This window comes from Chitinophaga varians, from assembly GCF_014529945.1.
Taxonomy (GTDB): domain Bacteria; phylum Bacteroidota; class Bacteroidia; order Chitinophagales; family Chitinophagaceae; genus Chitinophaga; species Chitinophaga varians.
The window spans coordinates 1-25,044 of record NZ_JACVFB010000002.1 but is presented as its reverse complement, the minus strand read 5'-3'; the positions used below and the strand labels follow the sequence as shown (position 1 = coordinate 25,044).

The window sequence follows — 25,044 nt, the reverse complement described above, 5'->3', positions numbered from 1 at the left end:
TGACCACCATTTATGATTTTCCTTTAAAAGACCAGGTGACAGCGAACGAGGCAATTAGTGTGCCTTGTTTGTCTCTGCCTTCGCTGCGCATGGTAACGGTGACTGCCTCCTCCTGGTTCATGGCTTTGCTGATGGCTTCTTTCAGCGCAGGAAGATCGCTACAGGTGAAGTAAGTGAGGCCTGTAGCTTTTTTCACAAAGGTGGATTCCAGTCCGGTAACGAGCATGGATATACGTTTGGGTGCACTCTGAACATACATCATGGCAGGTAGGCCGGTGCTCATTTCTGCGGCCATCGCGAGGCAGGCGAAGTAAGTGGAACGGAAGGGGTTTTGTGACAACCAGCGGAAAGGTACGGAGGTAGTACAGGCATCTTCCCCGATGGCCTGCATCCGTACGCCAGCCAGCCAGGCGGCTGGCAGCTTCCAGAGGAGGTAAGCCCTAAACTTAAACGGATGCTGCGCAAACTTTATAAAAGTATGCACAGCATCCGTGTTGAAAGTGGTTATGCCGTTATTCATGGCAGTATTATTCGTTGACGTAATTGGAAGGCAGCAAAGCGGCAGGAGACCATTGTTTGAAGAACTCCGTCAGCTTCTTTTTGTCATAGGAGTCTGCCGATTCCAGCAGGCCGGTGTTCTGCGTATGTAGCCGGTTGCCTTTGGCATCCAGCACAACCAGTACAGGGAAGCCAAAGCGCTGCGGATATCCCAGTTCTTTCAGGACAGGCAGGTTCTTGTTTTCCTTGCTGTAGTTGAGGTGATATACCACATAGTTTTTGTCCATGGCTGCTTTCAGCTCTGCATCATCCTCCACGAATTTATACAGCCGCTTGCACCAGATGCACCAGTTACCACCTATCTGTAACAGCACATGTTTTTTCTCGGCAGCGGCCTTTTTAACGGCAGCGGCTATATCCGCCCTGGCATCTGCGGATGGGTTGTAAATGTGTTCCAGGTCATGTGTCTGCGCCTGTACTTTCGTCGCCGGTATGGCGAAGAACAGCCCAAACAGCAATGTCCATACCATCTTCTTCATAAAAATCGATTTATTCATCCTATCTAATTTACACTATATTTTGCACATAAGCCTGAATGCGCTGCTGCGCCTGCCGGCTGTCGGCCAGTTGTAAAGCCACGATGTCTTTCAGCTGCTGCCGGAGCGCAACGTCATATACCGGCACACATACTTCTATGCGGCGGTGCAGGTTTCGGTTCATCCAGTCGGCTGAACCCATGTACACTTCTTCCTGGCCATTGTTATGGAAGATAAACACCCGCGCATGTTCGAGGTAACGGTCCACAATACGCACCACCCGGATACCGTTGCTTTCAGGAATACCTGTCTGCAAACAGTTGATACTACGGACAATCAAATCCACTTCCACACCAGCCTGACGTGCTTCGTACAGCTTGGCGATCATCGATTTCTCCTGGAGATTATTGATCTTAACGGTGATCTTCGCCGGCAGGCCCTTTTGGGCGTTGGCGATCTCCCGGTCTATCATATCGGTAAAGCGGCTAAGCATGTTAAACTGCGCTACCAGCAGGTGTTCAAATTGCAGGAAATGATAGGCCATCGGCTGCTCGCGGCTTTGCAGGTAGAGGAACAACAGCTCCATTTCCCGGGTAATGCCGGCATGGGAAGTAAACAGTACGTGGTCTGTATAAAACCGTGCTGTGCTTTCGTTGAAGTTACCCGTGGCAATCAGACCGGAGTAGTCCCAGAGGTAGCCGCGCCGGCGCTTTACCAGCGCTGTTTTGGCGTGTACTTTCATACCGGGGATACTATAAATCAGTTTTACGCCGGCTTCCTTCATTTTCTTCGACCAGCGGATGTTATTGGCTTCATCGAAACGGGCTTTCAGCTCCACGAACACGGTCACCGCTTTGCCGTTTTGTGCGGCGCTGATCAGTGCCTGCGCTATCTGTGAGCCGGAGGCGATGCGGTAAAGGGTCACGTATATCTCTTCTACATCCGGGTCTACGGCTGCTTCGCTGAAGAACCGCAGTACGGGGTCGTACTGCTCATACGGGAGATGCAGCAGGAGGTCTTTGCGCTGTATCAGGTCCAACAGGTAATCGGCCGCTGCTGCTTCCGGCTGCACCACCGGTCTGGCTTTGGGATATAAGGCGCCCTGCAGGCCCGCCGGCATGGGCAGGTCTGCCAGGTCTTTCAGGTTGTGGTAACGGCCGCCGGGCACCATTTCATTATCTGCTACTTCAAACTGGCCAGCCAGGAAGTTGCGCAGCGACAGCGGCATAGTGGCATCATACAGGAAACGGGTAGGGACGCCCAGTTCCCGCTTGCGGATCATGGTTTCTATTTCTTCCAGCACATCACCTTTCATTTCATCCATATCTATTTCCGCATTGCGCGTGAGTTTGATGCAATAGCTCTGATGAATGACGTACCCACGGAAAAGATAGGGCAGATGGGCCCTGATAATATCATCGAGGAAAGCGATGTGGAACTTCCCGTCAGGTGCCTCCAGTGTCAGAAAACGTTTCAGCCCTGAGGGAATATTCACCAGCACTATCTCCTGCTTATCGGGCGTAGCCTGCGGACTGAGTGTCACGACAAGGTATAATGCGTTGTTTTCCGGGAAGAACTTTTTATGCCGTTGGCTCAGCCATACCGGTTGTAGCCAGGCTTGTACGGTAGATTGAAAGTAAGACCGGGTACGGGCCGCCAGTTCGGGCGCCAGCGCCGTTCCATAAAAAAGCGTGATGCCCTGTTGCTGCATCGCCGGTAAGACCATACCGGTAAATATCTTCCCGTATTCTTCCTGCTGACGATTGATGGTGTCCATCACTTCCTGTAATGTTTCCGGTGTGGGAGACTCTTCGCCGGCGGCGTCAGGATCACGTTCCAGTACTTTGTTGATGGCCAGGATGGCGGGCATCCGGACACGGAAAAACTCGTCGAGGTTGGAAGAGAAGATGGACAGGAATTTAATACGTTCGTATAGTGGTACCTGTGAGTCGGCTGCCATCTGTAATACCCTGTGGTTGAAGGACAGCCAGCTGAGATCGCGGTTATATAAAGGAATGGCCATGAATACTTATGCTTTTACCGGGAAAAAGATGGCTGCGATCATGAAGGCCAGCACAGACGAAATCAGACCAAACATAAAAACGTTATAGGAAATGCGGAGCAGTTTGTATTTGTGGGCCAATACCACCCCGAGATGATATACGTCTTTGGTCATGCTGCCATAGAGGAAATCAGCGTCGTCCATCATCTTCCTCATTCCCCACTCGTATTCATCGAGCTTCATCTTATAAAAATTACCAAAGAAAAGGAGGTTCGCATTTTTGTTGTTGATATCTTCTCTGGTGAAAGTCCCGCTGGTGACATTGGGACGGGTGGCCAGCACCGCAAAGATGATGGTGGTGACAGAGGTGACCAGGAAGATGATCGCCGGAATAACCATATTGGGATAGTCTTCTATCCGCCTAACCAGCACGGTGAGCATAAAGGAAATGATAATGGAGTTGACCGATATCATGATATGTGCTTTGCTGTCGGCCATAGAGCTCAACCGGATATGGTTGGTGGAGGTGATGCGGAACATGGTTTCCACCCCCCGGTCGGGCTTTTTATCTTTATCTTTCTTTTTGTTTTTTTCCAGGAGTTGGGCATCGGCCGTGGTGCCGTTGTCCGACGGTGTAATTGCCGGTGTGGCCACTTGTTCAGCAGCTTCGGCAGATTTTTTTTCCATTTTTTTATACAGCTTCTGCAGGTTTTCTTCTTTTTGTTGTTTGGTGTAGGTCTGCGCGTAGTCAGTCCAGTAGTGGTGGGCAGTGAGGAATTTGATATTACCCGCCAGCCAGGTGCTGGTGGGTACTTCCTGCTGTGTTCTCATCTCTACCTCTTTGCGCAGCAGCTTATTGCGGTCGGCGAAGTCTTTAGAGCCGAGGTGGAACAGGTCTGCATCACAGACGATCTGTTCTACCAGGCTATGGGGCGACTGTGGCATTTTAGTGGCCAGGATGGCCCCTTTTACCATCGTCTGAATATTTTCCGGTGCCTGCTGGCTTTGCAGGAAGTTGACAGCTTCCACGGCGCCGTTTTCTTCATGTTTGCCGGCTTCGCCTATCAGATAGCCGGCATCGTGGAACCATGCAGCAACGTAAACGGCTTGTAATTCTTCGTCCCGGAGGCGGTAGTGGGCGGCGATCTGAGCGGCTGCCTTTACCACCTGCAGCGTATGTTCTAGGTTGTGATATACCAGTTCAGGATGCGGATGTTGCTGGTACTGGGCCATCACAAAGTCTCTGGCGGCATCGATGAGTGAGCTGTTCTGCATATTCTTAGTTTTGTCCGGCAAAGGGAGAAAGCGGTACTTTTGCGTGCATTCCCCCGATTTTGCGCCTTTGCATGAGGGAAGTTACTGCATTTTTGAGTTAAATTTATGCTACAAAGCCGATGTATGAACAGAACAACCCTGTTGCTAATCATGTTAATGTTCCTTTCCTGCAATAACATCAGCGATCAGGAACAGAAAGTATTTGCCTCTCCGGCAGGCTACGACCTCAAAACGCCGGTACGTTACAGGGTCAGGGAATCGATGCAGGAGATCTCCGGTATCGAAGCTTTCCCGGATGAAAACAATATGATTGCGATCAACGACGAAGAAGGCCGGGTGTATCAGATCAACGTACATACCACCAAAGCATATCCTTCCTGGAAATTCGCTAAAAACGGAGACTATGAAGACATATGCCGTACAGACAGCGGCTGGTTTGTGCTCAAAAGCAACGGCTCCTTGTACGAAGTACACGGGCTTTTTACCGACAGCGTTTCCAGCACCCACTACAAATTCCCCAAAGAAGGGAAACGGGAATTTGAAACCACCTATTTCGACAGCGCCCGTCACGCGATTGTGCTGGTATCTAAAAATGCACATGATGATAAAAAAGACGGCATGACCAGCGCTTACCGTTTCGACCTCACTACCCGCACGTTTGACACGGTCCCTATCTACCGGCTGAACAATGCGGAGATAGCGAAACTGGCCGGTACAGACATGCGCTTCTTTAAACCATCTGCCGCCGCCGTACATCCTATTGAGAAAAGACTGTATATCGTGGCGTCGGTCAACGGGCTGCTGGTGATCACCGACCTGCAGGGCCATGTACAGGAAGCCTATAACCTCAAACATCGGCTCTTCCTCCAACCGGAAGGCCTTACCTTTGCGGCCAACGGCGATCTGTATATCTCCAATGAAGGCGGTTATGACGGCACAGCCAATATTCTAAAATTCACTTACCAGCGCAAATGATCAACAAAGCCATTATCCTTGTCGCACTAGCTTTTCTGACCTGCGGTCGCATGTTTGCGCAATCGCCCGCCGTCGTTAAAAGAATTATCCTCATCGGCGATGCCGGTGAACTGCACGAAAACGGGCGTAACCCCGTGGTAGACGCAGTAAGACAGAAATACAACCTACAGGAAGATATTAATACGGTCCTGTTCCTTGGTGATAACGTATACCCGCGGGGGTTACCGGACGAGTCCCATAAATCCTATCCGATGGCCAAAGAGATATTGGATTATCAGGTAGGACTGGTAAAAGGTACCCGCGCCAAAGGCATTTTTGTTCCCGGCAACCATGACTGGGACAAGAGTAAACCCGATGGGTGGCAGGTAATCCGCAACCAGCAACAGTATATAGACTCCCTGCATCTGGAGAACGTGGACTTCCAGCCTAAAGACGGCTGCCCCGGCCCGGTGGAAGTAAAGCTGGCAAACAACATCACCCTCATCATCATGGACAGCGAATGGTGGGTATTCCCTTATCAGAAGCCGGGAGCAGCATCATCCTGCGACTGTAAGGACAAGGAAGAGGTAGTGGGCAGACTGGCCGATATCGTTGCCAATAACCGCAACAAACTGCTCATTTTTGCTACGCACCATCCCTTCCGCAGTTATGGCCCTCATGGTGGCTACTATACTATCAAACAACATATTTTCCCGCTCACCGACCTGAAACCCTGGCTGTATGTGCCCCTGCCGGTGATAGGATCTATCTATCCGCTGGCACGTGGCGTATTTGGCACAGCAGAAGATATCCCCAACCCTACATATCAGAACATGATCAAAGGGGTGGAGGAAGCGTTTAAACCACATGGTCCTGTTGTTTTTGTGTCCGGCCACGATCATACGTTACAGCTGATAAAAGACAATCCCAACACCTATATCGTGAGTGGCAGCGGCGCTAAAAATAACCGGGTGAAAAAAGGCAGCAAGTCATTGTATGCTACATCAGAGAATGGTTTCAGCGCATTGGAAGTCATGTCCGACGGTACGGTGAGAGCGCAGTACTTTCTTGCGAAAGACTTGTCAACACCGGCTTTCAGCGATACAGTACTGCGGATTCAGGATATCCGCAGCCAGGGACTGCAATTCCGCGAACCCTCCAACCTGCCGGCATATGTGAAAGTAGCCGCTGATACACAGTATGCCCACGTCAATAAATTCCATCGCTTCCTGTTGGGCAACAACTACCGGGAGGTATGGAATACGCCGATGAATTTCCCCGTAATAGACCTGCAGAAGGAAGGATATACCATCTTACAGCGTGGTGGCGGTAAACAAACACACTCGCTCCGGCTGGCAGACAGCTCCGGCACAGAATACGCGATGCGCTCCCTGAAGAAATTCCCACTGGCGGCCATCCCGGAAATGCTGCGTGAAACCATCGCCCGCGAAGTAGTACAGGACCAGATTTCAGCCTCTAATCCTTACGCCCCGCTGGCCGTCAGCGTACTGGCGGAAGCGGCAGGGGTACCGCATACCCATCCTTCTTTTGTGTATTTACCACTGGATACCACCCTCGGTACTTATGCCAATGTATTCGGTAATGAGGTGTTTCTGTTGGAAGAAAGAGAACCGGTAACCGGCGATAAAGACAAAACCTACAGTACCCCTAAAGTACTCGATAAAGTACTGGGTGACAATGATATTCACGTTGACCAGAAAGCCGTGCTGCGCGCACGTATCTTCGATACCTATATCATGGACTTTGACCGCCATGATGACCAATGGCGCTGGTACCGGGAAAAACACAAAGGGCAGGAATACTATTATCCGGTGCCGCGTGACCGCGACCAGGCGTTCTTCGTGAATGAAGGCCTGTTGCCCCGTTTGATCTGCAAGCCATGGATTCTTCCTGGTATTCAGGGCTTCCGCGATCGTATCCCGGATGTGAATGGCTTCCAGTTCAGTGCCCGCTATTTCGACCGCTCTTTTATGAATGAGCTGGAGAAAAAAGACTGGGAAAAACAAACGGACAAGTTCCTCCGCAAAATGACGGACAGCGTGATACAGGCATCTGTCAATGCTTTCCCGGAAACTATCCGCAAGCAGGTAGGTCCTATGATGCTACACCGGCTCTCCGTTCGCCGCGACATCCTCAAAGACAACATGCTTAAATACTACCGCTTTCTGGCTAAAGGAGTAGACGTACCCGCTACGCAGAAAAATGAACTGATACAGGTGGAAAAGCTGGAAGGCGGCGCGGTATCCCTGAACATGTTCAAGATCAGCAAAAAGGGAGAAGTAGAGCAGAACATCTATTCCCGCACCTTCAACCCCAAAGAGACAAAAGAGGTGAACGTATACGGGCTGGGTGGGCACGACCGCTTCGAGATCAAAGGCAACCACGGCACGCCGATACGGATACGCCTCATCGGCGGTAAAGATGCAGATACCTACATCGACAGCTCTACTGCCGGCGGCGGCAAACGGATACGGATATACGACCAGCGCACCGGAAAGGATACTTTCCAGCTCGATGGTCATACACAACGCCGCCTGTCAGATGATCCGGAGAATATCCGCTACAACCGCAGTGCCTTTCAGTATAACAAAACTTTCCCGATGCTGGCAGGAGCCTACAACCGGGACGATGGTGTTCAACTCGGCGTGGCGTTACAAATGATCCGTCATTCATTCCGTAAAGAACCGTATGCCGCCAAACATATCTTTACAGCTACCCACTCGCTGGCCACCAGAGCATGGAATTTCAAATACGATGGGGAATTCACCGATGTAATCGGTAAATCAGATCTTTTGCTGGCAGCAAGCGCCAAAGCACCGAACAATACTATCAACTTCTTCGGCCTCGGCAATGAAACGGTTTTCGATAAAAGCGGCGGTAAACGCATTACCTATTATCGCGCACGGTTTAACCTCTACTCGCTGGAAGCTTTGCTCCGTACTACGCTGAGTAATCACTTCAGTATCTCATACGGCCCCACGTTGAACAACTATGCATTTAATAAAGACGAAAACGATAATCGCTTTATCACCAATTTCGCTCAAAATGGACTGGACTCTGCCAGCGTATACAGCAATAAATCCTATGCAGGATTAAAACTGGTGGCACAGGTAGATACCCGTAATAACAAGTTGATACCGACAAGAGGTATCTTATGGACCACCTCCTGGACCGGCAGCAAAGGCCTCAACGGCGATAGCCGCAACTATACCCGCCTGCAATCAGACCTGAGCCTTTATATGAGTTTCCGGATGCCGGCCAATTTTGTGATCGTTAGCCGTTTTGGTGGCAGCAAAATCTGGGGCGACTACGAGTTCTTCCAGGCAGCTACCATCGGAGGGACACAAAACCTGCGTGGTTTCCGCAACTACCGCTTTGCGGGTAGTGCATCTGCCTACAACAACACAGAGATAAGAGTGAAGCTGTTTGATCTGAAGACCTATGTATTACCGGCCACAGTAGGACTGCTGGCCTTTAACGATGTGGGCCGCGTATGGAAAGACGATGAACGTTCGCATGTATGGCACGACGGATATGGTGGCGGGGTATACCTGGCGCCGGTGAACGCACTGATTGTTACGGCAGTAATAGGGCATTCGAGTGAAGAAACCATACCGTACATCACACTAGGATTTAAATTCTGATGCATAAAAAAAGACCGGGGCCATCGCTCCGGTCTTTTAGTTATATCAATTATCAGATGCCTGATTCCGGTAAGTCCGGGTCCATATTCACCCTCACACGCAGGGCTTTGAGGCCGCTGACGCCCTGCAGTTCTTCCAGGTCCAGCATTTCGATATCCGGCAGCAGGATGTTCTTCGCCTGTAGAAAAGAGATATACTTTCTAAACTCTTCCATTTCCCGCACATAGGAATACACCATGGCGATGGTGCCCGGTTGGGTGAGACGTTCGCCGGTATCTTTCACATGTACTTTATCGATTCTCTTTTTGATGATCTCATAGCGGATGTTATAGGCGCCTTCCACGTCGAAGCGGCGTTCGTCGCTACGGAAACTGATGGTAATAGGCGCACTGTGCATAAGGATCATCTGAGTGGTCTGCAGCGGTATTTTCAGCTGTGGCGATATTTTGTTGGTCAGCCTGGCAATCCTGGCCATAGATGAAAGCTGCCACAGGCGGAGGTTCCGCAGATACAGATGGTCAAATTTCTTTTCCTGCGCGATAGACTGCCCGATGTAAATCGTGTATTCGATACCGTCAGTACGGTACTTTTCAAAGTAGCAGGGGAAAGACTGCTGGATATACAGTCGTTCTTTTTCCAGATACTGGCTGATTGCCCTGTTGATGACAGACAGGCTTTCTTCATACTCGCGCCGGTGGCGGAATACGTGGCCCTGTTCTTTGTCAATCTTATTGAAATAGTTGTTCAGTACCGGCTTCAGCGTTTCGCTGCCTTCGCACAGATGTTCGAGTATGGGTTGGATTTCCTGTTCCATGAACTCGTTCACTTTCAGGTCTTCCCCGGCGGTCAGGTTATCGCTGAGGCCCTGCATGAGGTCTTCTGTCTTAAACATCAGCTCTTCCAGCAGCGGCAGATGTACTTCCTGGGCTATCTGTTGCAGGGTGTATTTAATCAACTCCAGCTGTTCCTGCAAATCTTCCCGAAGGGCATTGCCCTGTTGCACGGAGGAGTTGCGGATATCGATGGCGCCATACAGCGGGTACACTTCTTCAAAAGAAATATTTTCGATGTCTTTGCGCTCTTCTGGGGGAGTGAGCAGGTAGTTCCAGGCCGCTTCTGTGAATTTCCATTCCACAGAAGGTTGCAGGGCGGTGAACTGGTCTTTCAGTACTTCGTTGAGCCGGTTATCGAGGATGCTCATGCTTCGGCTGAGCATCATGACTACCAGCGGGTAGGTGCTTTCCAGCTTCCACAGCGGTTCAGCAGACAAGGCGCCAGGGGTGGAAGAGGCCAGTTCCAGTACACCCAGTATTTCTTTTTTATGGGTGATAGGGAAGAGGATGAAGCTCTGGATATTTTTAATAGGCAGATATTTCAAAAACGGATACTGTGTCAGGCTGGTTTCATTGACCGTTGGCAGTATCAGTGGCGTAGGCTGTTTGGCGGCGTGCTCCAGCAGCAGCTGGAAGAAATGCTGTTGTTGTTTTTTGTTGCCAACGCCGAGAATAGGATCTGCATTGGAAAACTGTTCTTCCAGCACGTTCTTGCCGTTCACTTTCGGGAAAGGCACAATATGAGCGGTAATCCCTTTACCTCCCATAATGGTAGGGATCATTTTTTCCAGCGTACGGTAGCTTTCCACTTCGTTGCTGGCCTTCATGTTCATCACCAGTCCTTTAATATTGTTCAGGATTTCCGCCTGGGTCACGTCTTCCACGGTCCAGATCACAAACCCTTCGAGGTAGAAGTTGTCCGGGGGGATAATATCATGCAATACGTCGGGACAGGTCTGATAGGTGCAGTAGTTGCTGTAATCCAGTGGTGGCGGGGTCTCGCCTTTCACCTTTACATCAACAAAACGCGGGTCTATATTGACTTTCACATATTTTTTAGTGCCGTCGGGGAGCTCCATATGATGGATGATCTCATTCTGGTAATTAACCGGATAATGATATATCCGCTCCAGGATGAGTTTATACAACCAGGTCAGTTTGTCTTTTTTGACTTTGTTGACCGAGATGCCCTGCGGTACGGCTACCAGTCCGTTGTCGGTAAACATTTTACGGAACAGGTCGGAATAATAAAAGATGGCGAATTTAAACGGTACGCCGATGCCGTAGATATCGCGGGTGGTATCAGTAGTGACAGGGAATATCGCGGCTGTCAGCAGGTCAAGGAATTCTTTATATGCTGTAAGATCGGTTGATGGCGGAATGGGTTGGAGGATTTCAGGATGGCCTTCAAATTTCCGTATGATCAGTCGATAAAACGCGGAGCGTGGATCGTCTTCGTTCGCCGCTTTTTCCTTCAGAAACCGGACGAAGGGGACGAAAGATATATTGGATTCAATTACCTGTTCATCATGTATTACACTGGAATCTGCAGTTAAAATCTTCATATAAACGGTATAAAATTATCACCAAAGGCTGTTCATTTGTGTGCCAGCAAAAAAGTTCTATTACAAGTAACAGTTAAAACAGTGCAGGAGTAACAAGGGGAGATAGTATGCAGACGTAAAGGTAGGACCAATATTTTAAATTTGATTATTTGGTTATTTGGCTATTTTATTAACGCTGATAAACAGCTTTTTATAAATAACCCAATAACCAAATAATCAAATGGCTAAATAAGTTCGATCTGGTTTTTCAACAGGTCTTCAATGGTATCGCGTTTGCGGATCAGGAAGGGCTTGCCATCTTTCACCAATACTTCCGCGGGTTTCAGGCGGGAGTTGAAGTTGGAAGACATTTCAAAGCCATAGGCGCCGGCGTTATAGAACACCAGGTAGTCGCCTTCCCTGACTTCATTGATTTTGCGGTCCCATCCGAAGGTGTCTGTTTCGCAGATGTTACCTACCACGGTATAGATACGTTCGGTCCCTTTCGGGTTAGATATATTGCGGATCAGGTGGAACGCATCGTAGAACATAGGCCTGATCAGGTGGTTAAAGCCTGAGTTAACGCCTACAAATACGTTAGCGGTAGTCTGTTTGATCACGTTGGCTTTTACCACGAAGTAACCGGACTGGCTTACCAGGTATTTTCCTGGTTCAAACCAAAGCTGGAGTGGTTTTTCGTAGTTCTTGGCGAAGTTGTTGAAAGCGTCGCTCAGTTTTTTACCCAACAGGTCGATGTCTGTTTCGGGATCGCCTTGCTGGTAAGCCACTTTAAACCCGCTGCCCAGGTCGATGGATTCGAGGTCCGGGAAATGCTGGGTCATCTCGAACATGATTTCCACGCCGCGGAGGAATACGTCCACGTCTTTGATTTCGGAGCCGGTATGCATGTGCAGGCCGGTCACTTTCAGTTTGGTGGATTTCACGATCCTTTCGATGTGGCGCATCTGGTGGATAGAGATACCAAACTTGCTGTCGATATGTCCGGTGGAGATTTTAAAGTTGCCACCCGCCATGATATGGGGGTTGAGCCGGATGCAGATAGGATAGCTGCCGCCGAATTTGTTGCCAAATTGTTCCAGGATGGAGAGGTTATCAATATTGATAATCACGCCCAGTTCTTTGGCAGCAATAATTTCCTGCAGGTCAACGCAGTTGGGGGTAAAGATGATATTTTTTGGATCAAAGCCGGCTTTGAGGCCCAGCTGTACTTCCTGTATGGATACCGTGTCCAGTCCGCAACCAAGGGAGTTGATATACTTCAGGATGTTGATATTGGTCAATGCCTTACAGGCGTAGAAAAAGCGGGTGTTGGCCTTATGAAAGGCTTTCTGGAGCTTTTCATATTGGGTTTTGATCTTTTCTGCGTGGTATATGTATACCGGGGTACCAAATTCTTCTGCTATTTTCACCAGAAAGTCGGTAGCAAGAACGTCGCTTTGTTTAGGCATTGATTTACTCCTTGATTTAAGAATGAGGAGGCAAAATTACTACGCAAAACTGAGAAATTATACAAGAAGCGACGAAATCAGTCTTCCTCTCCTTCGCCTTCCATAAATCCTTCGATGCTTCTCCGGTCTTTTTTGGTAGGGCGCCCTATTTTGCTTTGTCTTTTGCCGGTATGGAATACGGCGGCTATGGCTTTGGGAGCGGTTTTATCCTCTTCCGGGGTGTTGTCCACATAGTATTTGACCGCTTCGCTGTAGGCTACCCGGTTGGCCAGGAGGCCGGTCACCTGTATGAGCCACTTGCGGCCTTCTGTCCGGATTTCGAAGTTGTCGCCGATAGCCACGGGTTTGGCGGCTTTTACATTATTGCCGTTCAGCTTCACTTTCCCGCCATCGCAGGCCTCTGCTGCCTGGCTACGGGTCTTGAACACACGGATGGACCAGAGGTATTTATCCACCCGTAATTTTTCGGTATTGCTCATCTCGCATTTGTTTATTTTTTGATTTTGATATTTTCTCATTTTTCAAGCAGCCTGGCCGCCTTCAAAAATGAGAAAATATCAAAATGAAAAAATCAATTACTTACTCATCTCGGCAAAGTACTGATGGAAATACGGGATGGTTTCAATGCCTTTATAGTAATTGGCCACACCATATTTCTCGTTGGGGGAGTGGAGGTTGTCGCTGTCCAGTCCAAATCCCATGAGAACAGTTTTGAGTCCGAGGGTTTTTTCAAAAAGGGCTACGATCGGAATACTGCCGCCGCCGCGAACGGGGATGGGCTCTTTGCCGAAAGTGGCTGTGATGGCTTTGTGGGCTGCTTTGTAGGCCACAGAGTCGGTCGGTGTTACATAGGGGCTGCCGCCATGGTGTTTGTTCACTTTTACGGTCACGCTCTTAGGGGCGATGGCTTCAAAGTGTTTGGCAAACAGGTCGGAGATCTCGTGCCAGTCCTGGTTAGGAACAAGGCGCATAGAGATTTTCGCGAAAGCTTTGGATGGCAGTACGGTTTTAGAACCTTCGCCGGTGTAACCGCCCCAGATGCCGTTTACCTCCAGGGTAGGACGGATACCGGTCCTTTCGATGGTGGTATATCCTTTTTCGCCCCATACATCGTTGATCCCCAGATCTTTTTTGTACGCTGACTCATCGAATGGAGCGGCGTTGAGCGCGGCTCTTTCTGCTGCGGTCAGCTCCTGTACTTTGTCGTAGAAGCCGGGGATGGTCACGTGGTTGTTTTCATCGTGCAGGGAAGCGATCATTTTGGCGAGGATGGTGGCCGGGTTGGCTACGGCGCCGCCATAAACGCCACTGTGCAGGTCGCGGTTAGGACCTGTCACTTCTACTTCCATGTAGGAGAGGCCACGGAGACCGGTATCGATGGACGGTGTTTCGAGGCTGATCATAGACGTATCGGAGATCAGTACCACGTCGGCCTTCAGTTTTTCCTTGTTTTGTTCCAGGAAGATGCCCAGGTTAGCAGAACCCACTTCTTCTTCCCCTTCGATCATAAATTTGATATTGCAGGGGATGGTGTTGGTTTTGTGCATGGTCTCAAAGGCTTTTACGTGCATGTAAAACTGTCCTTTGTCGTCTGCACTGCCGCGGGCATATATGTTACCGTCTTTGATAACAGGTTCAAACGGACCGCTGTGCCACAGTTCCAGCGGATCTGCGGGTTGTACGTCGTAGTGGCCATAAACCAGTACGGTAGGCAAAGAAGGATCTATGATCTTTTCTCCGTAAACGATGGGATGTCCTGCGGTGGGGCATACTTCTACATTATCCGCGCCAGCTTCCTGCAGGCGTTGCTTTACAGCTTCTGCACATTTTTGTACGTCGCCGTTAAAGCGGGAGTCAGCACTCACAGAGGGAATGCGCAGCAATTCCAGCAATTCTTCCAGGAAACGATCCTGGTGTTGGGCCTGGTAATCTTTCCAAACTTGCATGATTCAGAAAATTAAGTTCACAATGGGGTGCAAGTTAACGGAAAAACAACATTCGGGAATTTGGGATTTGCAGATTACTTCGGGAGCTGGGGAAAATATTTAAATAAAAAAATATTAGAATATCTAAATATCAGGAGATCAGTTTCTGTCGTACCAGGAACTCCAGTTTTTCATTGACGTCCAGCAGTTTGGCGGTCAATTCCTTATTCTCCTTACGCAGGGAATAAACTTCAAAAGCCTTTTCAATATTATGCTTCAGTTCCTCTTCATTCCAGGGTTTGGAGAAGTATTTATACACCTGGCCTTTGTTAATGGCATCTACTACAGCATTGATGTCGGCATAGCCGGTAAGCAGCATGCGGATCGGTTCGGGGTATTTTTCCAGTATAGACTCAAAAAATTCGATGCCGGTCATCTTCGGCATACGCTGATCGGAAATGATGATGTGAAATTCCTGTTCTTCCAGTAGTTTCACCGCTTCTTCCGCCGAGGTAGCGGTAAAAACGTTGTAAAGTCTCCTGAATGAAGCTTTAAAGGCATTCAGGTTGTGTATTTCATCATCAATATAGAGTATATGGATGTGTTGTGCACTCATTTAAGCAGACTTAGTTCCAAGTTAGTAATAATAAATGAGTTAGAAACAATGAAACCAGTTATATCGATTTAGTATTTATCCTGCCCCATTCACGTTTTGGCATTTATCGGCAGAAGGCTAACGATAAACGTTACTATAAAGGTACATATAAACATACTGTATTAGTGTGAATTTTTCAAGTATGGATGAACTTTTTTTTAAATTCATCGTTTCCCTATGCAATAGCGATTTAGTGCATTAGTTTCCATATTTTCGTGGAGGGATGAAAAACGCGCGTTTACCGTGTTTTTTATAGCATTCACCGTGAAAACAACTACTTACACCGGCAGGCCGGGAATCAGGAACGTCTTTTGCATTCCGGCAGGCACAAAACTTAAATTCTTATTCAGATGAAAAAAGGCATCATTGTAATCATTGTTATCGTATTACTGGGATTGTTAGGTTGCAACAAGTACAATGGATTGGTTAAACAGGACGAAGACGTGAAGAATAAATGGGGTGTAGTACAGAGTAGCTATCAACGCAGGGCAGACCTTATCCCTAACCTGGTAAGCACAGTGAAAGGCGCCGCCAACTTTGAAACCACAACGCTCACACAGGTGATACAAGCCCGCGCCAGCGCTACCCAAATCAAAGTGGACGTCAATGACCTGAGCCCGGAAAAAATTCAGCAATACCAGGCTGCCCAGGGCCAGTTAAGCCAGGCACTCGGCCGTTTGCTGGCTGTCTCCGAAAGCTACCCTGAACTGAAAGCTAACCAGAACTTCATGAACCTGCAGGCTCAACTGGAAGGCACCGAAAACAGGATCAACGTAGCCCGTAATGATTTCAACGATGCGGTAAAAGGATACAATAGCAGCGTACGTTCCTTCCCAGGCAACATCGTTGCCGGTCTCGGTGGTTTCAAACAGAAAGGTTACTTTGAAGCAGCCGCCGGTTCTGAGAAAGCGCCCGAGGTTAAATTTTAATATGTAGGAATTTTATCATTTAGTTATTTGGTTATTGCAGGTATGCAATAACCAAATAACTAAATAACCCAATAACGAAATAGCATGCGTCTGTTCCCTTTCAGCAAAAAAAGAGAGATTTTTTCCGAAGCGGATAAAAATAAATTGGTGCAGGCTATCCGGATAGCCGAACGGCTCACGTCTGGTGAGATCCGGTTATTTGTAGAAAACCATTGCAGTTATGTAGATCCCATGGACCGTGCCCGCCAGGCATTTGTGTCACTCGGTATGGAAAAGACAAAACAACGCAATGGTGTATTGGTATATGTGGCCCTGAAAGATCACCAGTTCGCCATCCTCGGCGACCAGGGCATCCATGATAAAGTTGGTGACGACTTCTGGCAGAAAGAGGCCATGCTGCTGAAAACACATTTTCAGAGCGACCGTATCATTGAAGGGATCGAAGCATGTATCCGTGAAATCGGTGAATCCCTCCGCACCCACTTCCCGCACGAGGCCGGCGATGCCAACGAGTTACCGGATGATATTGTTTTCAGTATCTGATGCCACTATTTTAAACGACTTTTAGTATAGAAGAATATGAGGATATTACGCTGGTTTTTACCTGTATTATTATTGTTGACGGGACTGCTGGCTAAAGCACAGAATATTCCGCCAAGGCCTAATCCTCCCACTTTAGTAAATGACTTTGCCGGCATTCTCCTGAAAGATGAAGATGAGCGGCTGGAACAAAAGCTGGTAGCCTACGACGACAGCACCTCCACGCAAATAGCGATCGTTACCCTTAAATCTATCGGCCCCTATGACGTCAGTCAGGTATCGCTGAAAATTTTAAGAGACTGGGGTATTGGCAGAAAAGGCAAGAACAATGGTATCCTTATTCTTGTTTCCATGGAAGACAGGAAGATAAGGATCGAAACAGGTTATGGCATGGAAGGTGTTGTACCTGATGCGGTAGCCAATGAAATTATAGCACAGATCATCAAGCCCGCTTTCCGGGAAGGACAATACTATCAAGGCCTTGACAAAGCGGTTGATGCCATCATCAAGGCAGCAGCCGGAGAATATAAAGGAGATCCGCGAAAAAGCGAACCGGGTATCAGCCCGGGCGCCATTTTCCTCCTCATCCTGGTAATTGTGATCATTATATCCATTATCAGCCGCGGCGGCGGTGGTGGCGGTGGTACCACTTACAACAGGCGCGGAGGCTGGATATGGCCGGTTATCGGCAGCATGGGCGGCTTCGGACGCGGTGGCGGAGGAGGTTGGTCCGGCGGCGGCGGTGGCGGCGGATTCGGAGGCTTTGGTGGCGGTTCCGGCGGCGGTGGAGGCGCCAGCGGCAGCTGGTAATACTGAAAACCTTTGAAAAATTGAGATATGTCATTCATGTATGTGTTAAACGGAGATGCTACGCTATCCTTGCTAAGGCAAAGCAAACTGAGAGGAGGTGTGGTGGTGTGCAGGGAAATGATGAGCGAAGGCAAAGTGAAAGTCACTAAAAACGCTGATACGTTTTTTGAAAGCCGCGCCAAACATCTCGAGTTTCATTACGGAATCGATAAACAAACTTATTTTACTAACGTAGTACATGAGCTGGAGAAATTAAAAAACTCCGGCTCATTTGATGAAATCGTACTCTGGTTTGAAGCAGACCTCTTCTGCCAAATCAATCTCCTCTTCATTATCCATTACCTTAAAACCAATCTCGACACCCTCCCGCCTGTAAGCCTGGTTGATCTGCCCCATCATCGGGAAGCGACAGACTTCCCGAGGTTACTGGAAGAGAGGGTCCTGCTGCAACCGGCAGATATCCAACATGCACTCGATGCCTGGGACGCCTACTGTGCGGACACTCCGTTGGAGCTGGAGGCTATCTCCCACATGCCGGCAGGTAACCTCAAACATCTGCCCGCAGCTATCCAGGCGCATCTGCAGCGGTTTCCCAATCTGGAAAACGGACTCAGTGCCATCGAAAAATTTTTCCTGCAGAAGCTATCCATGGGCCGCTACAGGAGCTATGACCTTTACATTGCTTTCTGGGATGAACTGTGGATCTATGGCTTCGGCGATTTTCAGCTGGACCTGCTCGTGCAAAGGATGCAACGTGCCGGGGTAATAGAGGAAGATGCCCAGATGATTGGCATCACCGCCCTTGGGCGTGAAGTATTGAACAATGAAGAACATTATCTCGATTACGTTCCGCTGGAACACCGCTGGCTGGGCGGTGTCAGGATGGCTAAATCATCCTGGTGGTGGGACCCGGTGAAACAAAGGATCGGGAAAAAAGAATAAAAACAAAGAGCGAAGACCAACCGGCCTTCGCTCTTTGTTTTATGGTGCTGTGAATAACTATTCTTTGATAGCTGTCCGGATGGCATCAGAAGCTTTACGCATATACGCAGCCTGCTGTTGCAGTCCCTCGCGATCAGTGCCGCTAACGGCGGTGGCATCACTGTCTTTCTTCCGGGCTATTTCCTGTAACCAGTTGCTGATATAGCTGTTTACCTGACTGTTGTTGAACTGCACGGTCATGGCTTTCACCTGATCTACGCCACGCTGTACGGCAGTGGTGTTGTTGATTTTGGAAAGGAAGCCGAGATAGTCGAATGCGGCATTCAGCTTGTCCTGGCCGGAAGTTTCGTCGAATTTGGTGGCCACGAAATTGATATCGTCCGGGTTACCCTGACGGGCATATACGCCGGCAATAGCGCTCACCAGTTTGCCTTTGGTATCTTTTTCCAGCTGCTTGGCGATGCCATAGGCTTTGTTAAGGTCCAGCTCTGACAACGCTTCCAACGCAGCGGCTTCCACGGCATAAGACTTGTCTTTGGTGGCGGCTTCAAACAGTGCGATATATTGTGCATCTTTCAGATCGCCCAGTTGTTTGATGGCAGCGGCTTTGGTCAGCGTGCTGGGATCTTGTTTGGCCATTTCCACCAATACCGGTACGGCAGCGGTTTTTACGGCCGGCAGTTTCAGGTTGAGAGAGGAAACTGCCAATGTACGGAGCCCGTGATATTTATCTTTCAACGCCTGCACCAGCAGCTTAATGGCTTCCGGATTGCGGCTCTGCTCTTCTGTGGCTGCCTCGATGGCCACGCGGCGGTCCAGGTACTGCGGCGCCTGGGCATACTGATAAACATAAGTGGAGAAATCGCGGTGGTCATCTTTCTTGGCAAGAATTACCTTGTCTGCATCTACATTCACCAGGTCTGGTTGGGTGGTATAGGCAAAAGTGAAGGAGTCTACCCGGTTGGCCACTGTAACGTTGTAACGTTCTTTCTTGCCAGCGCTGTAGATATCAATAGCGAGCGGCAGTTGCCATACCTTGGCTTCCTTCTGGATCTGCTGGATAATAACGGTGACTTTATTGTTGTTGTATTTGTAGCTGATGTCCAGTTCCGGGAAACCCTGACCGAAATACCATTGGTTGAAGAACCAGTTCATATCGCGACCGGTCACTTCTTCGAAGGCCAGGCGCAGCTGATGAGCTTCGGTAGCTTTAAAGGCGTTGGTCTTCAGGTACAGGTTGAGTGATTTGAAGAAGGCAGAATCCCCGACAGCATTACGCAGCATGTGAAGGATACGGCCGCCTTTCTGATAGGTGATCTGGTCGAACATGTCTTCCCTGTCGTGGTAGTAGAAACGTACCAGGTCTTTATCGCCGGAGTACTGCACCATGGAGAGATAAGACATGGCGGCATCGTAGCTGTGCTCATCGGCAGCATCCTTTCCGTATTTGTGTTCGAGCCAGAGGTATTCGCTGTAATCGGCGAAAGACTCGTTGACGGTAAGGTTGCTCCATGATTCGGCGGTGGCCAGGTCACCAAACCAGTGGTGAAACAGTTCGTGTGCGATCACGCATTCGTTGTAGTTATTATTGTCGAGCAGTTCGCGGTCTGTTTTCTGGAGGAATTCACCGTGCAGGGTGGCAGTAGTGTTTTCCATGGCGCCAGACACATAGTCACGGCCGGTTATCTGGGAATACTTCACCCACGGGTATTCATATCCCAGTATATTGGAGTAGAAGGAGAGCATCTCCGGTGTATTACCAAAAATGTTTCTCGCATATTTCTCAAACGGTTTTTCCAGGTAGTAGTTCACCTCCTTGCCTTTCCATTTGTCTTTTACAACGGCGTAGTCACCAACGGCCATCATAAACAGGTAGGGAGAGTGGGGGAGGTCCATCTTCCACGTATCGGTGCGGGTGCCGTCGGTGTTGGCTTTCTGACTTACCAGTTTACCGTTGGAGAGCGTCACGTATTTCTGGGGAACGGTCATGCTGAGTTCCTGGGTGCACTTCTGATTGGTTTTATCGATAGTAGGGAACCATACAGAGGAGCCTTCTGTTTCGCCCTGTGTCCATATCTGCGTGGGTTTATTGGGCTCGGTACCGTCGGGGTTAATAAAATACAGGCCTTTGGCATCAGTGATGGCGGCGCTGCCTTTCACTTTCAGTTCATTGGGCTTGCTGGTATAACTGATATAGATGACATATGACTCAGTCGCAGTATATTTTTTATCCAGTTTGATGTGCAGTTGCAGGGTATCGTAGCTGTAGTGCAGCGGTGTGTTTTTGCCACCTTTTACAACGGCCACTTCATGGATGTCCATGCCTTTCGCATCGAGGGTGAGGGAGTCTGTAGCATAGAAATGGGGTTTCAGGGTAATCCAGGCCTTACCATACAGGTACCTTTTAGGGTAATCAAACCGTACGTCCAGTTTAGTATGCACCAGGTCATTGACCTTGGTGGCCGCCGCTCTGTAGATCTTCAGGGCCGGATCATCGGTGGCCGCTTTCCCGGATTGTGCCATCAGGGAAGTAGTAGCACCCAGGCCAGCCATCCCTCCGATCAGCACACCCAGCAGGGACCGCTTCAAGTATTGATTCATGTAAAAACTGTTTTGATTAAATATATCAGCTTCTGCTTATATAAAGCGTCAAATTTAAACAAATGGCCTTATAATGAGCCAAGTGGTTAAAAATGCTATTTTTGTCAGAACCAAGTGGCTAATAAATACAGCAATTATGATCAAAGCAACAGTTAACGGCAAGTCTGCGTTCAGTATCAGTCAGGATTCTACCCTTACCTGCAACGGGCAGGCGGTAGATTGGTCAGCGGTACAGGTGCCTTCAGGTGATTACAGCATCATTATGGACGGCAACAGCTACCAGGCCCAGGTGCTGAAGGTGGACAGAGAGAGCAAAACCGTGACCCTGCAGATCAATCAACAGCAGTATGAGATAGCAATTGAAGAACCGATAGACCAGCTGCTGGCGTCAATGGGTATTAAAGACGCCCTGGCAAAAAAAGTGAATGATATCAAGGCCCCGATGCCGGGACTGGTACTGAAGGTGCTGGTTACCCCCGGACAGGCTATCCACAAAGGAGATCCGGTGCTGATTCTGGAAGCCATGAAAATGGAGAATGTATTCAAGGCCACCTCAGATGCCGTTGTCAGGGAAATTAAAGTCGCAGAGCGCACCGCCGTGGAAAAAGGGGAGGTGCTGATCGTACTGGAATAATATTTGCGTAAGGACAGTTTTATACCAATTTTTAGTATGCTTCTAAAATACAGGACAGTATTATACTTACTGGCATGTTTGTTTTGTTGTGGCCAGGCATGGGCACAGGAACAGCAGCATTATGTATATATACAAAGTGAAAAAGGCCAGCCTTTTTATGTAAAGGTAAATGGTCAGGTACTGAGCTCTACAGAAAGAGGATATATTATCCTTCCGAAGCTGGAAAGCGGCACCGTACCAATGTCTATAGGGTATGCCCAGAGCGAAGGCCCTGCACAGGAACAGAAATTCCATGTACGGATCGCCAAAAATGACCAGGGCTTCCTGCTGAAGAAAGGCGCCTTATATAACCTGCAGACATTCCGGGAAATCAAGGCCGACAATGGCGATGGCAGCGCTGCCACAGCAGCGGCACAGGAAACCGCTCCCGAAGCGGTGGCGGCCAATGCCCCGGAAGATACTACCCGTAAAGAGATGATGGGCAACCTTCAGAAAGAGCTGGAAGATACCTTCTCGCATAAAGCGACGGTAACAGGTCCGGGTAAGCCATCTTCCGCTAAATCCGGTAATGCATTTTCCTCCGCGCTTGATAAAGTGGTGGTATCCGGTGATGACCGGGAAGAACCAGTGGTAGAAGCCGTACCAGCGCCGGTTAAACCAACTGAAGGAGCTGCCGCCCCGGCGGAAGAAACAGTGGTGAAAAAGCCTCGTGGCAAAAAACATAAAGCAGAACGGGAACCTCTTTCCGAAGAAGAGCAGGATATACTGAAGTCTGTTATGGCAGAAGAAAGCAAGGCTGCCGCCAGTGAAGCGGCTGTTGCCGATCAGCCTAAACAGGAAGCAGAAGAGCAGCCTGCGCCGAAAAAGCAGAAAAAGCATAAGAAAAGGGAAGGAGATCCTGATTTCATCGAATTCCAGGAGGAAGGTAAGGCAAGTGTGCCCGCACCCACTCCGGCTCCTGCCGCCGTTCCGGTAGAAACCACCGCCCCGGCAGTTGAGCTGCCTGCTACAGAGGAGGCGCCGGTAAGAAAGAAAAAGAAAAGAAAGCTGTTTGATGACACCGAGCATCCGAACAATATCATCACGGACTCCAGTGGTTATGGCGTGGCAGTCGGCGCAGAAACGCCTGCCAGAAAGAAGAAGAGAAATGACGATGCGGTGGCCGAAGCAACCGAAAAGAAAGATGCCGGTACCCGTCTGATCAATACTGACTGCGGTAATGTGATGGATGAAGCGACCTTCCGCAAGGTGTTACGGAAGTTCGTAAGCGCTAAGTCTGATGAGACCATGATTGATGTATTCCGCAAGTCTACCCGCAATTACTGTCTTGAGACCGCGCAGGTGAAATCCCTGGCGCTGTTGGTAAGCTCCGATGAGGCCCGTTATCGCTTGCTGGATTTGGCTTACGCTAAAACCTACGATACAGAGAAGTACGGATCACTGGAATCGCTGCTGACGGAAAGCTATTATAAAGGCCGTTTCAGGGCGATGTTGCACAAATAGCCCAATGAGGAAATGGATATATAAACAAATAAATTGGCCTTCGGCCGATGAATGAGCGAAGATGACCCATCTTCGCTCATTTTTTTTAATTGTATTATTTTCGCCCCCGATGAACAGATATTTTATAGAAGTGGCCTATAAAGGTGCGCAGTACAGTGGTTTTCAGGTACAGGAGAATGCACACACCGTGCAGGCGGAGGTAGACAGGGCCCTGAGCCTGTTGCTCCGGGAGAAGATTGAAAGTACTGGTTCCAGCAGGACAGATGCAGGGGTGAACGCCCGGCAAAACTTCCTGCATTTTGATACAGATGTGCCGCTACATCCGCAGTTCCTGTACAAGATCAACGCTATTTTGCCGGCCGACGTGGTGCTGAAAGGGGTGTATCGGGTACCGGAAGATGCCAACAGCCGTTTTGCCGCATTGGGCCGTTCTTATGAATATACCTTGTATACCCACAAGGATCCGTTTATGCAGGACCGTGGGTATTTCTTCCCTTATAAGCTGGATATAGAGGCGTTGCAGGAAGCTGCCGGCATTATTCGTGAATACAGTGACTTCACTACTTTCTCCAAGCGGAACACGCAGGTAAGGACATTTATCTGTGCCATAGAGGAATCTTTCTGGACAGTAGAAGGAGAGCGTATCATCTATAACGTTACCGCCAACCGGTTTTTACGGGGGATGGTGCGCGGATTGGTGGGCACGATGCTGCGGGTGGGTCGCGGGAAGCTGACGATCCCCGAATTCCGGGCAGCGATTGAAAGCCGGGATTGTACCCGTGCAGATTTTGCGGTGCCCCCGCAGGGGCTGTTCCTGATGACCGTACGTTATCCGGAAGGATTGCTGGAGCCGGTATCCTTCATCAGGTAAGATATAACGATGGTATTATGATATAAGATCTGTGATTTATGATATCAGGAAAGGGCCTGACCGAAAAAGGTGGTTCCATAATGGCACCTTCCTGCGAAAGAGCTTGAATAACATCATAGCCCAGGGCGTAAGCCCTGGGACAACATAACGCAATCATACAACGCGATCATACAACGGATCATACAACGCGATCATACAACGCGATCATACAACGCGATCATACAACGCGACCATACAACGCGATCATACAAGGCGACCATTCAACTCGATCATACAACGCGATCATACAACGAGACCACATAGCGCGGTCATACAACGGAACGATACAACACACCTTGCCCCGCGACCTAATAACGCCGCTACATAACGAGAGCATACCACGCGATTACATAACGCGGCCATACCGCGTGACATATAACGGGAACGCCTAATGGGGTAACAACGGATGTTTTTTGGTGGATGTCGTCATTTATGATCTCATTTTTCAATTCACTGATAAAAATTTTTACCGATGAAACCCTTTGTGGTAAAGTGTTTTGTCGTTTATTGAAAAAATAGTTCAGTAAAAAAGTTGGAAGTATGAAAAATCCGCCTACCTTTGCGCTCCGCTTTGATAGAAAGCACGCACACAAAAGCTCTTCACATACTTCATTTTTACGTTTTCGGAATTAGCAGCGCATCGCTGCAAATAATGAATAGCAGTGTATTTGCGCTGACTGTTCTTCGAAAAGAAAAAATAAAAAATCTTGAAAAAAGATTTGGTAGAAATGAAAAGTTGCTTACCTTTGCAACCCCAACGATAACGGGGCAACAAACGGAAAGCGAAGTTGCGAAATTGAAATGATAAGATGTACGGCC

19 protein-coding genes are annotated in these 25,044 nt (G+C 49.0%); 9 read left to right on the top strand and 10 right to left on the bottom strand.

The features are described 5' to 3' along the window. Positions 1 to 10: 10 nt before the first annotated feature. Genes ICL55_RS07840 through ICL55_RS07825 form a run of 4 tightly spaced genes read right to left on the bottom strand, consistent with a single transcriptional unit; the run spans position 11 to position 4,311 of the window. Positions 11 to 520 carry a DUF4442 domain-containing protein gene (locus tag ICL55_RS07840; RefSeq protein WP_188095810.1) on the bottom strand — a complete coding sequence of 170 codons (510 nt, stop codon included), beginning with the start codon at positions 518 to 520 and terminating at the stop codon, positions 11 to 13. A 7-nt stretch (positions 521 to 527) separates the two neighbouring features. Further along, on the bottom strand, positions 528 to 1,037 hold the full coding sequence (locus ICL55_RS07835; RefSeq protein ID WP_188095808.1) for a thioredoxin family protein: 510 nt from the start codon (positions 1,035 to 1,037) through the stop codon (positions 528 to 530). Positions 1,038 to 1,065: 28 nt separating this feature from the next. Continuing rightward, a complete protein-coding gene (gene ppk1, locus ICL55_RS07830) occupies positions 1,066 to 3,057 on the bottom strand; it encodes a polyphosphate kinase 1 (protein ID WP_188095806.1) in 1,992 nt (663 codons plus the stop codon). 6 nt (positions 3,058 to 3,063) lie between these two features. After that, the gene (locus ICL55_RS07825) at positions 3,064 to 4,311 is read right to left on the bottom strand and encodes a Pycsar system effector family protein (RefSeq protein ID WP_188095804.1); all 1,248 of its coding nucleotides are present in this window, start codon (positions 4,309 to 4,311) and stop codon (positions 3,064 to 3,066) included. Positions 4,312 to 4,434: 123 nt separating this feature from the next. On the opposite strand from ICL55_RS07825, the gene ICL55_RS07820 reads away from it, so the two are divergent. Beyond that, positions 4,435 to 5,286, top strand: coding sequence for a hypothetical protein (locus ICL55_RS07820; RefSeq protein ID WP_188095801.1), 852 nt, complete (start codon positions 4,435 to 4,437; stop codon positions 5,284 to 5,286). Beyond that, positions 5,283 to 8,930: a BamA/TamA family outer membrane protein gene (locus tag ICL55_RS07815; protein ID WP_188095799.1), complete on the top strand. Its 3,648-nt coding sequence runs from the start codon at positions 5,283 to 5,285 to the stop codon at positions 8,928 to 8,930. Before ICL55_RS07820 ends, ICL55_RS07815 begins: the two co-directional genes overlap by 4 nt. Before the next feature lie 52 nt (positions 8,931 to 8,982). Here ICL55_RS07815 and ICL55_RS07810 read toward each other — a convergent pair whose 3' ends face one another. The 5 genes from ICL55_RS07810 to ICL55_RS07790 all read right to left on the bottom strand — a co-directional run bounded on the left by ICL55_RS07810 (position 8,983) and on the right by ICL55_RS07790 (position 15,317). Further along, positions 8,983 to 11,328, bottom strand: a complete 2,346-nt coding sequence (locus tag ICL55_RS07810) for a hypothetical protein (RefSeq protein ID WP_188095797.1) — start codon at positions 11,326 to 11,328, stop codon at positions 8,983 to 8,985. A gap of 224 nt (positions 11,329 to 11,552) precedes the next feature. After that, complete coding sequence (gene lysA / locus ICL55_RS07805; protein ID WP_188095794.1) at positions 11,553 to 12,776, bottom strand: diaminopimelate decarboxylase; 1,224 nt, start codon at positions 12,774 to 12,776, stop codon at positions 11,553 to 11,555. 77 nt (positions 12,777 to 12,853) lie between these two features. Further along, on the bottom strand, positions 12,854 to 13,255 hold the full coding sequence (locus ICL55_RS07800) for an RNA-binding S4 domain-containing protein (protein WP_188095792.1): 402 nt from the start codon (positions 13,253 to 13,255) through the stop codon (positions 12,854 to 12,856). 96 nt (positions 13,256 to 13,351) lie between these two features. Continuing rightward, on the bottom strand, positions 13,352 to 14,722 hold the full coding sequence (locus tag ICL55_RS07795) for a dipeptidase (RefSeq protein ID WP_188095790.1): 1,371 nt from the start codon (positions 14,720 to 14,722) through the stop codon (positions 13,352 to 13,354). A 130-nt stretch (positions 14,723 to 14,852) separates the two neighbouring features. Further along, the gene (locus ICL55_RS07790) at positions 14,853 to 15,317 is read right to left on the bottom strand and encodes a response regulator (RefSeq protein WP_188091163.1); all 465 of its coding nucleotides are present in this window, start codon (positions 15,315 to 15,317) and stop codon (positions 14,853 to 14,855) included. Positions 15,318 to 15,706: 389 nt separating this feature from the next. Between ICL55_RS07790 and ICL55_RS07785 the strand changes: the two genes are divergently transcribed. The 4 genes from ICL55_RS07785 to ICL55_RS07770 all read left to right on the top strand — a co-directional run bounded on the left by ICL55_RS07785 (position 15,707) and on the right by ICL55_RS07770 (position 18,577). Further along, positions 15,707 to 16,285, top strand: coding sequence for a LemA family protein (locus ICL55_RS07785; protein WP_188095787.1), 579 nt, complete (start codon positions 15,707 to 15,709; stop codon positions 16,283 to 16,285). An 84-nt stretch (positions 16,286 to 16,369) separates the two neighbouring features. Continuing rightward, positions 16,370 to 16,828 carry a TPM domain-containing protein gene (locus ICL55_RS07780; protein ID WP_188095785.1) on the top strand — a complete coding sequence of 153 codons (459 nt, stop codon included), beginning with the start codon at positions 16,370 to 16,372 and terminating at the stop codon, positions 16,826 to 16,828. A gap of 36 nt (positions 16,829 to 16,864) precedes the next feature. Then, complete coding sequence (locus tag ICL55_RS35395) at positions 16,865 to 17,635, top strand: TPM domain-containing protein (protein WP_188095783.1); 771 nt, start codon at positions 16,865 to 16,867, stop codon at positions 17,633 to 17,635. Positions 17,636 to 17,662: 27 nt separating this feature from the next. Next, the gene (locus ICL55_RS07770; protein ID WP_188095781.1) at positions 17,663 to 18,577 is read left to right on the top strand and encodes a DUF1835 domain-containing protein; all 915 of its coding nucleotides are present in this window, start codon (positions 17,663 to 17,665) and stop codon (positions 18,575 to 18,577) included. A gap of 57 nt (positions 18,578 to 18,634) precedes the next feature. Here the strand turns inward: ICL55_RS07770 and ICL55_RS07765 are convergent, their stop codons facing one another. Further along, on the bottom strand, positions 18,635 to 21,178 hold the full coding sequence (locus ICL55_RS07765) for a M1 family metallopeptidase (protein WP_188095779.1): 2,544 nt from the start codon (positions 21,176 to 21,178) through the stop codon (positions 18,635 to 18,637). Positions 21,179 to 21,314: 136 nt separating this feature from the next. On the opposite strand from ICL55_RS07765, the gene ICL55_RS07760 reads away from it, so the two are divergent. The 3 genes from ICL55_RS07760 (at position 21,315) to truA (ending at position 24,186) form a co-directional block, all read left to right on the top strand. Further along, entirely contained in the window at positions 21,315 to 21,812 is a 498-nt protein-coding gene (locus ICL55_RS07760; protein WP_188095777.1) for a biotin/lipoyl-containing protein, read from the top strand. Between the two features lie 36 nt (positions 21,813 to 21,848). Then, the gene (locus tag ICL55_RS07755; RefSeq protein WP_188095775.1) at positions 21,849 to 23,315 is read left to right on the top strand and encodes a proline and serine-rich protein 1 family protein; all 1,467 of its coding nucleotides are present in this window, start codon (positions 21,849 to 21,851) and stop codon (positions 23,313 to 23,315) included. 109 nt (positions 23,316 to 23,424) lie between these two features. After that, positions 23,425 to 24,186 carry a tRNA pseudouridine(38-40) synthase TruA gene (gene truA, locus ICL55_RS07750; protein ID WP_188095773.1) on the top strand — a complete coding sequence of 254 codons (762 nt, stop codon included), beginning with the start codon at positions 23,425 to 23,427 and terminating at the stop codon, positions 24,184 to 24,186. The last annotated feature ends 858 nt before the right edge of the window (positions 24,187 to 25,044 follow it).

Bases quoted from the DNA above. Each gene is read 5' to 3' on its own strand.
- ppk1 (WP_188095806.1), bottom strand. From the start codon at position 3,057: ATGGCCATTCCTTTATATAACCGCGATCTCAGCTGGCTGTCCTTCAAC.
- ICL55_RS07810 (WP_188095797.1), bottom strand. From the start codon at position 11,328: ATGAAGATTTTAACTGCAGATTCCAGTGTAATACATGATGAACAGGTA.
- ICL55_RS07755 (WP_188095775.1), top strand. From the start codon at position 21,849: ATGCTTCTAAAATACAGGACAGTATTATACTTACTGGCATGTTTGTTT.
- ICL55_RS07820 (WP_188095801.1), top strand. From the start codon at position 4,435: ATGAACAGAACAACCCTGTTGCTAATCATGTTAATGTTCCTTTCCTGC.
- ICL55_RS07840 (WP_188095810.1), bottom strand. From the start codon at position 520: ATGAATAACGGCATAACCACTTTCAACACGGATGCTGTGCATACTTTT.
- ICL55_RS07795 (WP_188095790.1), bottom strand. From the start codon at position 14,722: ATGCAAGTTTGGAAAGATTACCAGGCCCAACACCAGGATCGTTTCCTG.
- ICL55_RS07825 (WP_188095804.1), bottom strand. From the start codon at position 4,311: ATGCAGAACAGCTCACTCATCGATGCCGCCAGAGACTTTGTGATGGCC.
- ICL55_RS07760 (WP_188095777.1), top strand. From the start codon at position 21,315: ATGATCAAAGCAACAGTTAACGGCAAGTCTGCGTTCAGTATCAGTCAG.
- ICL55_RS07770 (WP_188095781.1), top strand. From the start codon at position 17,663: ATGTCATTCATGTATGTGTTAAACGGAGATGCTACGCTATCCTTGCTA.
- truA (WP_188095773.1), top strand. From the start codon at position 23,425: ATGAACAGATATTTTATAGAAGTGGCCTATAAAGGTGCGCAGTACAGT.
- ICL55_RS07785 (WP_188095787.1), top strand. From the start codon at position 15,707: ATGAAAAAAGGCATCATTGTAATCATTGTTATCGTATTACTGGGATTG.
- ICL55_RS35395 (WP_188095783.1), top strand. From the start codon at position 16,865: ATGAGGATATTACGCTGGTTTTTACCTGTATTATTATTGTTGACGGGA.
- ICL55_RS07765 (WP_188095779.1), bottom strand. From the start codon at position 21,178: ATGAATCAATACTTGAAGCGGTCCCTGCTGGGTGTGCTGATCGGAGGG.
- lysA (WP_188095794.1), bottom strand. From the start codon at position 12,776: ATGCCTAAACAAAGCGACGTTCTTGCTACCGACTTTCTGGTGAAAATA.
- ICL55_RS07800 (WP_188095792.1), bottom strand. From the start codon at position 13,255: ATGAGCAATACCGAAAAATTACGGGTGGATAAATACCTCTGGTCCATC.
- ICL55_RS07835 (WP_188095808.1), bottom strand. From the start codon at position 1,037: ATGAAGAAGATGGTATGGACATTGCTGTTTGGGCTGTTCTTCGCCATA.
- ICL55_RS07815 (WP_188095799.1), top strand. From the start codon at position 5,283: ATGATCAACAAAGCCATTATCCTTGTCGCACTAGCTTTTCTGACCTGC.
- ICL55_RS07780 (WP_188095785.1), top strand. From the start codon at position 16,370: ATGCGTCTGTTCCCTTTCAGCAAAAAAAGAGAGATTTTTTCCGAAGCG.
- ICL55_RS07790 (WP_188091163.1), bottom strand. From the start codon at position 15,317: ATGAGTGCACAACACATCCATATACTCTATATTGATGATGAAATACAC.